Origin of the sequence: Micromonospora sp. URMC 107 (genome assembly GCF_051386315.1) — a bacterium.
In the GTDB taxonomy this organism is placed as follows: domain Bacteria; phylum Actinomycetota; class Actinomycetes; order Mycobacteriales; family Micromonosporaceae; genus Micromonospora.
On record NZ_JBPQTK010000162.1, the window covers coordinates 1 to 11,413 of the forward strand.

The 11,413-nt window shown below is 76.4% G+C and carries 9 protein-coding genes, 2 pseudogenes and 1 riboswitch; of the genes and pseudogenes, 7 read left to right on the forward strand and 4 right to left on the reverse strand.

Translation table 11 applies throughout. The annotated features are described in order from the left end of the window. Positions 1-22 precede the first annotated feature (22 nt). On the forward strand, positions 23-946 hold the full coding sequence (gene sigJ / locus ACSNN9_RS25390) for an RNA polymerase sigma factor SigJ (RefSeq protein ID WP_436675735.1): 924 nt from the start codon (positions 23-25) through the stop codon (positions 944-946). Positions 947-970: 24 nt separating this feature from the next. Here the strand turns inward: sigJ and ACSNN9_RS25395 are convergent, their stop codons facing one another. Next, positions 971-1,477 (reverse strand): DUF402 domain-containing protein, encoded by a 507-nt coding sequence (locus ACSNN9_RS25395; protein WP_357877664.1) that lies wholly within the window; start codon positions 1,475-1,477, stop codon positions 971-973. Positions 1,478-1,546: 69 nt separating this feature from the next. On the opposite strand from ACSNN9_RS25395, the pseudogene ACSNN9_RS25400 reads away from it, so the two are divergent. Both ACSNN9_RS25400 and ACSNN9_RS25405 read left to right on the forward strand, forming a co-directional pair. After that, positions 1,547-2,967: pseudogene (locus tag ACSNN9_RS25400) on the forward strand (ATP-dependent DNA helicase); the annotation flags it as partial. 120 nt (positions 2,968-3,087) lie between these two features. Further along, positions 3,088-3,786 (forward strand): annotated as a pseudogene (locus ACSNN9_RS25405) (ATP-dependent DNA helicase); the annotation flags it as partial. A 205-nt stretch (positions 3,787-3,991) separates the two neighbouring features. Here the strand turns inward: ACSNN9_RS25405 and ACSNN9_RS25410 are convergent. After that, on the reverse strand, positions 3,992-5,290 hold the full coding sequence (locus ACSNN9_RS25410; RefSeq protein ID WP_436675730.1) for an AI-2E family transporter: 1,299 nt from the start codon (positions 5,288-5,290) through the stop codon (positions 3,992-3,994). Positions 5,291-5,448: 158 nt separating this feature from the next. On the opposite strand from ACSNN9_RS25410, the gene ACSNN9_RS25415 reads away from it, so the two are divergent. Beyond that, positions 5,449-5,787, forward strand: coding sequence for a GroES family chaperonin (locus ACSNN9_RS25415; RefSeq protein ID WP_088998164.1), 339 nt, complete (start codon positions 5,449-5,451; stop codon positions 5,785-5,787). A gap of 99 nt (positions 5,788-5,886) precedes the next feature. Further along, complete coding sequence (locus ACSNN9_RS25420) at positions 5,887-6,054, forward strand: hypothetical protein (RefSeq protein WP_357877655.1); 168 nt, start codon at positions 5,887-5,889, stop codon at positions 6,052-6,054. Positions 6,055-6,115: 61 nt separating this feature from the next. On the opposite strand, the gene ACSNN9_RS25425 is transcribed toward ACSNN9_RS25420, so the two are convergent. Beyond that, positions 6,116-7,609: a PrsW family intramembrane metalloprotease gene (locus tag ACSNN9_RS25425; RefSeq protein WP_436675731.1), complete on the reverse strand. Its 1,494-nt coding sequence runs from the start codon at positions 7,607-7,609 to the stop codon at positions 6,116-6,118. A 22-nt stretch (positions 7,610-7,631) separates the two neighbouring features. Beyond that, positions 7,632-7,752, forward strand: a riboswitch (SAM riboswitch). Positions 7,753-7,796: 44 nt separating this feature from the next. Here ACSNN9_RS25425 and ACSNN9_RS25430 point away from each other — a divergent pair. Then, a complete protein-coding gene (locus ACSNN9_RS25430) occupies positions 7,797-9,083 on the forward strand; it encodes an aminotransferase class V-fold PLP-dependent enzyme (RefSeq protein WP_436675732.1) in 1,287 nt (428 codons plus the stop codon). Between the two features lie 87 nt (positions 9,084-9,170). Here the strand turns inward: ACSNN9_RS25430 and ACSNN9_RS25435 are convergent, their stop codons facing one another. Continuing rightward, positions 9,171-10,109: a DMT family transporter gene (locus tag ACSNN9_RS25435; RefSeq protein WP_436675733.1), complete on the reverse strand. Its 939-nt coding sequence runs from the start codon at positions 10,107-10,109 to the stop codon at positions 9,171-9,173. On the opposite strand from ACSNN9_RS25435, the gene ACSNN9_RS25440 reads away from it, so the two are divergent. Further along, positions 10,108-11,413 (forward strand): PLP-dependent aminotransferase family protein (locus ACSNN9_RS25440; RefSeq protein WP_436675734.1); only part of this gene is annotated, 1,306 nt, incomplete at its 3' end. The two genes, ACSNN9_RS25435 and ACSNN9_RS25440, sit on opposite strands and share 2 nt — an antisense overlap.

The following is an 11,413-nucleotide window of genomic DNA, read 5'->3' on the forward strand; positions in this document are numbered from 1 at the left end:
GGGCGGGGGCGGGGGCGGGAGGATGGGGGCGGTGGCCCACCGGATGCTCGGCAGCCGCAGCGAGGCGGAGGACGCCGTGCAGGAGACCTGGCTGCGGTACGCCGCCGCGCTGGCCGACCCCGCGGCCCGGGCCGAGATCCGGCACCTCGGCGCCTGGCTCACCACCACCTGCGCCCGGATCTGCCTGGACGTGCTCCGCTCGGCGCGGGTGCGGCGGGAGGCGTACCCCGGCCAGTGGCTGCCGGAGCCGGTGGTGACGCCGCTCGACCAGGGCTCGCGCCTCGACGGCTTCGCGCCCGACCCCGCCGAGCGGGCGGTCCGCGCCGACCAGGTCGGCACCGCCCTGATGGTGGTGCTGGAGCGGCTCGCGCCGGAGCAGCGGGTCGCGTTCGTGCTGCACGACGTCTTCGCCGTGCCGTTCTCCCGGATCGCCGAGGTGCTCGGTACGACCGACGCCGCCGCCCGCCAGCTCGCCTCCCGGGCCCGCCGGACGGTGCACGCGCCCGACGCGCCCCGGCACACCGCCGACGTGGCCGAGCAGCGGCGGGTGCTCGCCGCCTTCGTGGCCGCCGTCGAGTCGGGCGAGCTGGACGCGCTGGTGCGGGTTCTCGCCCCGGGCGTGGTCGCCATCGGCGACAGCGGCGGCCACTTCCCGGCGGCCCGGCGCCCGGTCGTCGGGGCCGACGCGGTGGCCCGCTTCGTCCTGGGCCTGTTCGGCCGGGCCGGCCGGTACGGCGGCACGCTGCGTGCCCGTCGGGTGCTGGTCGACGGCGTGGAGGGCCTGCACCTGGAGACCCCGCACTCCGACGGTCGGCCGCTGCGGGTGGTCGCCGCCCTCGCGGTGGACGGCGGCCGGGTGACCGGCGTCTTCCACCAGCTCAACCCCGAGAAGCTGGGCGGCCTGCCGCCGCTGGCGGCCGAGGACGGCTGGCCGCCGCGCTGGTGACGCCCCGGGCCGGTGCCCGCGGGGTCAGACCACCAGGGCGAGCCACTTCCGGTACGACGTGGCGAACGGCTCGGTGCCGTCGTCCAGCGCCCCGAGGAGCCACCGGGCCGCCGCCTCGGCCTGCGTCACGACCTCGTCCGGGTAGCCGAAGCGGGCGCGGTGCTCGGCGAACTCGTCCTCGTCGCGCAGCTCCACCAGGCCGGTCGTCCGGCGGCGCACCACGTCCAGGTCGAGGTCGATGAGGTGGACGGTGTCGTCGTTCTCCCAGCGGGCCGGGCTGGCGATGTCGCAGTAGACCTCGCTGGTGCGCGGCGGCGGGTTGAACATGCCGGTCCACCAGGCGTGGTGCGGCACCAGGAGGACGAACGGGATCTGCTCCACCGACGGCCGGCCGTGGTAGACGGACTTCGTGCCCTCGGTCACGCCGAGCCAGACGCCGAGGTCGTCCTCGGCCAGGCGGCGGGCCGGGTAGTCACGGTGCGCGCTGCCGTCGTACTTGCGGTAGATCACGCGGACCACGTCGCTCGGCATGAGTCGCACCCTAACCGATACCGCCCATCCGTCGCCGCACGGAAGTAACCGGACGCGGTCGGCGGGAGACCGTACCGTGACGACGCCACGCCCGGATCGGCGCGGCCGGTGTCGGGGACGGCGGGTACCGTCGCACGGTGACTCCGCGCCTCGCCACCGGTTCCGCCGCCCCCTCGCCCCGCACCGGAGGCCGGCGGCGGGGCGCCCGGCCGAGCGGGGTGGAGCTGCTCGCCGCCGCGGTCGGCGCGGTGCCGGGCGGGGCGGCGCGTCCCGGCCAGCAGCAGATGGCGACCGCCATCGAGGAGTGCGTGCAGGCGCGGGAGCACCTGCTGGTGCAGGCCGGCACGGGCACCGGCAAGTCGCTGGCCTACCTGACGCCCGCGCTGACTGTGGACGGTCCGGTGGTGGTCTCCACGGCCACCCTGGCGTTGCAGTCCCAACTGGTCGACCACGACCTGCCCCGGCTCGCCGACGCCGTGGAGCCGGTGCTCGGCCGGCGGCCCACCTTCGCGGTGCTGAAGGGGCGGCACCACTACCTCTGCCTGGCCCGGCTGGACAACTCCACGGAGGACGAACCGGAGGACACCCTCTTCGACGCCCCGGCCGCGCGCCCCGCCGGCGGCGGCACCAGGTGGCTCGGCGAGGCGGGGCGGCTCGGCAAGCAGGTACAGCGGCTGCGCGACTGGGCGGAGAAGACCGACACCGGCGACCGCGACGAGCTGGACCCGGGCGTCGACGACCAGGCCTGGCGGCTGGTCTCCATGCCGGCCCGGGAGTGCGTGGGCGCGTCCCGCTGCCCGTTCGGCGCGGAGTGCTTCGCCGAGGCGTCCCGGGCCCGCGCGCGGGAGGCCGACATCGTGGTCACCAACCACAGCCTGCTCGCGGTGGACATGCTCGCCGGCCGGCACATCGTGCCGCCGCACAAGCTGCTCATCGTCGACGAGGCGCACGAGTTGGCCGACCGGGTCTCCTCGGCGGCCCAGGCCGAGCTGGTGCCGGAGCTGATCGACCGCTCCGCGAAGCGGGCCCGCCCGCTGCTGCGGCCGGAGACCGCCGAGTCGCTCACCGCGGCCGGCGACGCCCTGGCGGTCGGGCTGGCCGAGGCGCCGGCCGGGCGGATCACCTCGGGGCTGCCGGCCCCGCTGCGCGAGGCGTGCACCCTGCTCGACGCGGCCACCCGGGCGGCGCTCGACGCGATCGGCGAGGTCAAGTCCGACGACCCGGACCCGGTGCGCAAGCAGCAGGCCAAGGCGGTGCTCGACGAGCTCTCCGCGACCGCGCAGCGGCTGCTGGAGGAGGCCGACCACGACGTCGCCTGGGTGGAGAAGAACGACAACACCGGCCGCCGGGCGCTGGTGGTCGCGCCGCTCTCGGTCGCCGGCACGCTCGCCACCCACCTGTACGAGGAGCGCACGGTGGTCGCCACCTCGGCGACGCTGACGCTGGGCGGCCGGTTCGACACGGTGGCCCGGGCGCTGGGCCTGGAGGCGCCCCCGGCCGACCCGCCGTCACCGGCCGCCGCCGCCCTGGCCGCCCGGTCCGCCGGGCGCACCGGCGGCACGGGGCCGGCGGACGGGACCGGAGCCGCCGGGGCCACCCCGGCGACCGGCCCGGCGGGGGCGCCGGCGACCTCGGGGCCGGGGTGGCGCTCCCTCGACGTCGGCTCGCCGTTCGACTACGGGCGGCAGGGCATCCTGTACGTCGCCGCGCACCTGCCCCGGCCCAGCGTTTCCGGGCTGCCCGACGCGGCCGGCGAGGAGTTACTCACGCTGGTCACCGCGCTCGGCGGGCGTACCCTCGGCCTCTTCTCCTCCCGACGGGCCGCGCAGCAGGCGGCGGAGCTGCTGCGCGCGCGGACCGACCTGCCGGTCCTGCTCCAGGGCGAGGAGGCGCTTCCGCTGCTGGTACGCCGGTTCCGGGAGGAGAAGTCCAGCTGCCTGTTCGGGGTGATGTCGCTCTGGCAGGGGGTCGACGTGCCGGGCGACTCCTGCCAGCTGGTGGTCATCGACCGGCTGCCCTTCCCCCGGCCGGACGAGCCGCTGGCGGCAGCGCGGGCCGCGGCGGTGGACGCCGGCGGCGGGTCGGGTTTCGCGGCGGTCAGCGTGCCGATCGCCGCGATCCGGCTGGCCCAGGGGGTGGGGCGGCTGATCCGGTCGACGGGCGACAAGGGCGTGGTGGCGGTGCTCGACTCGCGCCTGGAGACCGCCCGGGGCTACGGGCCGTTCCTGCGCCGGTCGCTCCCGCCGTTCTGGTACACCACCCGGCCGGAGGTCGCCCGCGGCGCCCTCGAACGCCTCGCCAAGACCTGACCGCGCCCCCGCCAGCCAGGCCCGCGACGCGCCGCTCACCCGCCCCGTCCGGGGCACGCCGACCTGGCCGCCGCCGTGTCGGCCGGGCCCCGGCAGGTGGCCCGGAACGCGGCAGGCCCGGGATCCGCACGCCGAGAGGGTGGCCTCCCCGGCTCGGGAGGCCACCCTCTCGGTGCGCTGCGCGGATCGTGGCCGCGCGGTCGGGTCAGGGCGCCTGGGAGGCGACGACGACGGCGTCGGGCGGGGTGTCCGGGACCGTGCGGGCGGCGAGCCGGCGGACGGCCGTGTTGAGCACCGCGATCAGCGGCACCGAGACCAGCGCGCCGGTGATCCCGGCGAGGACCACGCCGGCCGCGATGCCGATGATGACCGCGAGCGGGTGGATGGCCACCGCCCGGCCCATGATCAGCGGCTGGAGGAGGTGCCCCTCCACCTGCTGCACGCCGATCACCGCGCCGAGGATGATCAGCGCCGTCACCGGGCCGCTGTCGACCAGCGCGACCAGGACCGCGACGACGCCCGACAGGGTCGCCCCGACGATCGGGATGAACGCCCCGAGGAAGACCAGCGCGGCGAGCGGGAAGGCGAACGGGATGTCGAAGATGACCAGGAAGACGCCGATGCCGACCGCGTCGATGAAGGCGACCAGCACGGTCGCCCGCACGTAGGCGACCAGGGTCGCCCACGACGCCCGCCCGGCGTCGTCGACCTTCCAGCGGGCGGCCACCGGCAGCAGCCGGACCAGGAAGCGCCAGATCTTGTTGCCGTCCCGCAGGAAGAAGAAGGTGGCGAAGAGCACCAGCAGCGTGCCGGTCAACACCTCAGCCAGCGTGGCGGCCGTGGAGAGGGCGCCGCTGGTGAACTTCTCGGTGTTGTTGTTGACCCACTTCTGGCCCTCGTCGATGTAGTTGTCGAGCTGGCCGTCGGAGAGGTGCAGCGGGCCGGTCTTCAGCCAGTCCTGGATCTGCCGGACGCCCTCCGAGGACTTCTTGCTCAGCTCCGGCACGCCCTGGATGAACTCGTTCACCACCAGGGTCAGCGTGCCGATGACCCCGGCCAGGCCGCCGACCAGCACCACCGCCGTCGCCAGGGAGCGGGGGAAGCGGGCCCGCAGCAGCCAGCCGACCGCCGGCGCGAGCAGCGCCGAGAGCAGCAGCGCGACGGCCAGCGGGATGACCACGATCCGGACGGTGCCGACGATCTTCAGCAGCGCCCAGGCGACGACGCCGATCACGATCAGCCGCCAGGACCACGCGGCGGCGATCCGCAGCGCGTGCGGCACGTCCGCGTCGTCGCGGCTGGCGGTGGAGTTGTGCACCGCCCCGGGCGGTGGGGCGCCGACCACGGTCGCGGACGGGGCCGCCGCCGGGCCCGGGGACGTCGGCGAGGCCACGCCGGCCGGCTCGGGGTCGTCGGCCGGGTCCGCGCGACGGGCGCGCACCGACTCCCGGCCCGACTCGTACGCGCGACGGAGCCGTCCGCGTATCTGCTCGAAGCGGCTCAAGCGCACCTCCTGGCAAGAGAACCGGCCCGCCCACGCCGGTGGGCGGACAGGACATGTCCGACGACGCCACCGTAGGGCAGGTCCGCCACACATTGCCCTCGGCCCCCGGCGCGTAACCGCCCACGGCCCGCCGACCGGGACACGGTAGCGTTTCCGGCGTGACCGCCGACCAGAATCTCGACTCCGGCCTGCCGATCCGCCTGCTGCACGACCGTGTGCTGGTGCGGATGGAGGGGAGCGAGGGTGAGCGACGCTCGACCGCCGGCATCGTGATCCCGGCGACCGCCGCCGTGGGCAAGCGCCTCGCCTGGGCCACCGCCGTGGGGGTGGGGCCGAACGTGCGCGCGATCGTCTCGGGCGACCGGGTCCTCTTCGACCCCGACGACCGCTCCGAGGTCGAGCTGCACGGCCGCGGGTACGTGCTGCTGCGCGAGCGCGACGTGCACGCCGTGGCCGCCGAGCGGGTGGAGAACGACTCCACCGGCCTCTACCTCTGAGCCCTCCCCCGCCCCGCCCCGCCCGGATGAGGGCGTCGGTGCCGTTTGCGTCGTCCCCGGCCGGGAAGCCAGCCGCACCACCGGCCCTGGGGAGGGACGATGCCGGTATTCGTGAAGAAGCTCTTGATCTGGGGGAGCGTCGCGTTCCTGATCTACTTCATGGCCTTCCGGCCGGACGGCGCGGCGGAGATGTTCAAGGCGATCGGGGCGGGGCTGATGGCGATGGCGCAGGGCCTCGGTGACTTCCTCACCAGCCTGATGACCTGACGGACCGGGGCCGACCTCACGAGGCGGCCCCGGTCCCGGTCGGGGGTGGCCGGCGTACGCGTCAGGGGTGGCCGGGAGGCCACGGCGCCGGCGGTCGCTGGCCGTACCAGCCGGGGGGGCCGAAGCCGGCCGGGTGCACCGGGGGCGGCGGCGGGACCAGCACCACCGGGATCGGCACGACGGGCTCGTCCGGCGCCTCGACCGACCGCTGCGTGCCGTCCGGGAAGCGCAGGTGGTAGCGGTGCCCGTCCCAGATCCCGGCCGGCGCCTGCGGATCCCGGCCCACGAAGAACGACCGGTACGCGCCGATCGCCTCCAGCAACTCCCGTTCCTCCCGCGCGGTCCGTTCCCGGTCCGCCGGGCGTCGGTCCAGGCCGCGCAGCGCGCCGTCGCGCAGCAGCGCCAGCCGGGTCGCCGCGAACTGGTAGCCGCGCATCGCCTTCAGCCCGCCGTCGCCGGCCACCCGCTTGGCCCACACCCGGGCCGCGTGCCGCCGTCCCAGGCTGCTCAGCGCCGCCACCTCCGGCGGGGTGAGCCAGCCCGCCCGGACGTAGTCGGGCAGGGTCCGCTCGGTGAGCCGCCCCTCCCAGGCCCGGAGCCAGACGGCGAGCCCGACCATGCCGAAGAAGACCGGCACCATCACGCCGATGAAGCCGTACAGCATGATCAACATTTGGCCGGTGGCCTGGGTGAGCGTCGGCAGCAGGTTCCAGAGCCCGTGCAGCATCATCGCCAGGAGCAGGCCGGCGAGCGGCGCGAGCACCCGGACGCCCCGGCTGGCGGCGCGCGCGGCGATGCCCAGCCCGACCCCGGTCATGGAGGTGAAGAGCGGGTGGGCGAAGCCGAAGAGCAGGATCCGGACGATGAAGATGGCGATGACCTGCTGCGTGCCGGTCGCCGGCCCGTACCGCTCCACGCCCGTGGCGTAGCCGTAGCCGCCCAGGTAGAGGATGTTCTCCACCATGGCGAACCCGATCGCGGAGAGCCCGCAGTAGACCAGGGCGTCGGTGATCCCGGAGATCTCCCGCCGCCGGAAGATCAGCAGCAGGATCGGCCCGAGGGCCTTGGTCAGCTCCTCGATGAACGGCGCGACCAGCACCGCGGTCAGCGCGGTCGGCAGCCCCCGGTCCTCGAACAGCCCGGCGGAGAACTCGTTGACGGTCAGCGAGGCCGCGGTGGAGACGAACGCGCCCCAGGCGAAGCAGAAGATCAGGTACTTCAGCGGCTCCGGTTCGTAGCGGTCCAGCCAGAGGAAACAGCCCACCAGCACCGGAACCGGGAGGATCGCGGCCACCACGCCGATCAGCAGGGCCTCGACGCCGAGGTTCTCGCCCAGGGTGAAGACCATGAACACCGCGCACGCCGCGATGAACAGGACGGTCCCGGCCAGCACCAGGAACCGGCGCCAACCCAGCCGACGCAACGGCATCCGGGGCCCGGCCCCGCCCGGCGGCGGGACGGCGGGCGCGGTCGGCGACGGCGGCAGGGGTGCGCCGGGCGGGGTGTCGGCCATGCGGTCAGCGTAGCCACCCCCGGCCGGCTGGTCCGGCCGCATTCACCCCGCTATGCTGCCGGCAGGTCACGAGCGCCAGCGTCAAGCCCCGGCTTGCTGGCCGGCAACCCTCGTCGAGTTCGCGGTGGGGTGCCCCGGGTGATGACCGGGCCCGGCCCGATCCGCGTGCCGGGCAAGCGCGGACCCCGCCCGTGTGCCCACCCGGGGTCCCTGGACCCGGAGGTCGGCCGTGACCGTCACCCTCGTACCCCCGCCCGCGCCGCGGCCGCCCGCCGTCGCCGCGCCGCTCGACGTGCTCGGCGTGCCCGGCCAGGTCAACCTGGACTACGCGGCCACCGCGCCCTGCGCGCGGGTCGCCGCCGACGCGGTGGCCGAGCTGCTTCCCTGGTACGCCAGCGTGCACCGCGGCGCGGGCGCGCTGTCGCGGCGCTGCACCCTCGCCTACGAACGCGCCCGGCAGACGGTCGGCGACTTCCTCGGCGCCCGCGCCGAGGACCACGTGGTCTTCGCCCGCAACACCACCGACGCGCTGAACCTGCTGGCCCGGGCGCTGCCCGCCGGCACCACGGTGGTCACCTTCGGCGGGGAGCACCACGCCAACCTGCTGCCCTGGCCGCGCGGCTCGGTCCGGCTGCCGGTGCCCGGGGACCCCGCCGGGGCGGTCCGCGCGCTGGACGCGGCGCTCGGCGAGCTGCGCCGGCCGGGCGGGTCGGGGCCCGCGCGCCCCGGGGCCGGGCACGGCCCGCCCGTGCTGGTCGCGGTGACCGCCGCGAGCAACGTGACCGGCGAGCGCTGGCCGGTGGCCGAGCTGGCCCGGGTGGCCCGGCGGCACGGGGCCCGGATCGCGGTGGACGCCGCGCAGCTCGCCCCGCACGCGCCGGTGGACGTCGCCGCCCTCGACGTCGACTACCTCGCCGTCTCCGGCCACAAGCTGTACGCGCCGTTCGGCGCGGGGGTGCTCGTCGGGCGGGCGGACTGGCTGGACGCCGCGCCGCCGTACCTGGCCGGCGGGGGCGCCACCAGCCACGTCGGTGCGGCCACCCACGACGTACGGTGGGCGGCCGGCCCGGCCCGGCACGAGGCGGGTACGCCGAACCTGCTCGGCGCGGTCGCCCTGGCGGCGGTCTGCGCCGCCCTGGCCGACGCCGACCGGGCCGCCCTGCACGACGCCGAGCAGGCCCTGCTGACCCGGCTACGCGAGGGCATCGCGGCCCTGCCGCACGTGCTGGAGCTGCGTACGTTCGGGCCGGCGGCGCCCCGGGTGGGCATCGTGTCGTTCGTGGTGGCCGGCCGCGACTCGGCGGAGGTGGCGGCGGAACTGGCCGCGACGTACGACATCGGGGTGCGCGACGGCCTCTTCTGCGCCCACCCGCTGGTCCGGCGGCTGCTCGGCGAGGCGGCCGCCCGCAGCGGCCGGCGGGACCTGCCGCCGACCGCCCTGCGCGCCAGCATCGGCCTGGGCAGCACGACCGGGCACGTCGACCGGCTGCTCGCCGCCCTCGCCGCGCTGGCCTGACCGATCCGGGAGCGCCCCCCGGCCGGGCCGGCGGGCGCAGCCGCCGCCGGCACCGGGGCACCCACCGGCGCCGGAATTGTGGACCCGTCAGGCCCCTTCCACCGCGGACGCCGGCGCGCTCGCGCGGGTGCGCTGGATCAGCACGACGCACGCCAGCACCGCCAGCGCCGCCGCGATCGAGGCGGGGGTGACGCTCTCGCCGAGCAGCAGCGCCGACCAGACCAGGGTGAGCACCGGCTGCGCGAGCTGGATCTGGCCGACCTGCGCGATGCCGCCCCGGGCCAGGCCCGCGTACCAGGCGAAGAAGCCGAGGAACATGGAGACCAGGGTGAGGTAGCCGAACGCCGACCAGGCGACGGCGTCGGCGTGCGGAGCGGCGGCCACGGCGGCGACGACCATGACGGGAACGGTGACCGGCAGCGAGAGCAGCAACGCCCAGCAGATCGTCCGGGCGCCACCCAGCTCGCGGGCGAGCGCGCCGCCCTCGGCGTAGCCCAGGCCGCAGAGCACCACCGCCGCGGGCAGGAACAGGTCAGGCGGGGAGAGCGCACCGCGTACCGCGCCGCTGGCGCCGAGGAAGGCGAGCACCGCCAGCAGCCCGCCGGCGCTCGCGACCCAGAACAGCGGCGGCGGTCGCTCACCGGCCCGCAGCACCGCGAACACGGCGGTCATGGCGGGCAGCACGGTGATGACGACCGCGCCGTGCGCTGAGGTCTGGGCGATGAGCGCCAACGAGGTGAACAGCGGGAATCCGACGACGACGCCCAGGGCGACGATCGTCAGCCGCCGCCACTGGCCGCGGGTGGGCCGCGGTGCGCCGGTGAGGCGTAGGTACGCCCAGGCCAGCAGCCCCGCGCCGACGGCCCGGCCGAAGGCGACGAACCACGGGTCGAGCTGCTGCACGGCGACGCGGGTGGCGGGCAGCGACATGCTGAAGGCGAGCACGCCCAGCGCGCCGAGGGCGAGACCGATCGTCCGGTCCGCCGTTACCGTGGTCCTGACAGTAGCGCTACTGTTCCCGTTCATGAATGACGGTAACGCAGCCGACCGCGTCATCCAAGATCTGCGTGCGCTCGCGGCCGGCGCGGATCCCGGCACGCGGCTGCCCTCGGTGCGCGAGCTGACCGCCCGGCACCAGGCCTCGCCGGTGACCGTCGCCGAGGCCATCCGGCAGCTGGTGGCCCAGGGGCTCGTCGAGACGCGGTCCGGCAGGGGCACCTTCGTGGCCGCCCCACCGCGCGAGTGGCGGGTGCCCGACCTGTCGTGGCAGACCGTGGCGCTCGGCCCCCGCCGGCCGGGCGAGGACGAGATGCAGGCGCTACTCGCGTTACCGCCCGCCGGAGCGATCCCGCTCTCCGGCGGCTACCTGGACGCGGACCTGCAACCCGCCGCCGCGCTCGGTGCCGCGCTCACCCGCGCCGCCCGGCAGCCCGCGTCCTGGCAGCGCGGGCCGGCCGAGGGGCGCGAGGACCTGCGCGCCTGGTTCGCCCGCGAGGCCGGGGCCGGGCTGCGCGCCGAGGACATGGTGATCTGCCCGGGCGGACAGGCCGCGCTGTCGTCCGCGCTACGGGCGCTCGCCACGCCCGGGGACACCCTGCTCGTCGAGTCGCCGACCTACCTGGGCGCCCTGGCCGCCGCCCGGGCGGCCGGCCTCCGGGTGGTGCCCGTGCCCGCCGACGCCGACGGCGTACGGCCCGACCAGCTCGCCGCCGCGTTCGCCCGCACCGGCGCCCGGCTGTTCTACTGCCAGCCGCTGTACGCCAACCCGCACGGCGCGACACTGGCGGACCACCGCCGGGCCCGGGTCGCCGAGGCCGTACGCGACGCCGGGGCGTTCCTGATCGAGGACGACTACGCCCGCGACCTCACCATCGACGGCCAGGCCCCGCCGCCGCTGGCCGCCGACGACCCCGACGGGCACGTCGTCTACCTGCGTTCGCTGACCAAGTCGACCGCTCCCGGGCTGCGCGTCGCCGCGATCGGCGCCCGTGGCCCGGCCGGCGCCCGGCTGCGGGCGGCCCGGCTGCTCGACGACTTCTTCGTCGCCGGCCCACTGCAACAGGCCACGCTCGAGTTCGTCACCGCCCCGGCCTGGACGCGGCACCGCCGCGCCCTGCGCACCGCGCTGCGCACCCGTCGCGAGGCGCTGCTGACCGCGCTCCGCCGGCACCTCCCGGAGCTCGCCCGGCAGCCGGTCCCGCGCGGCGGCCTGCACCTCTGGGCCCGCCTGCCGGAGGGCGCCGACGACGTCGCGCTGACCGCCGCCGCAGCCGCCGAGGGCGTCGTCGTCTTCCCCGGCCGCCCCTGGTACGCCGCCGAACCCCCGGCCC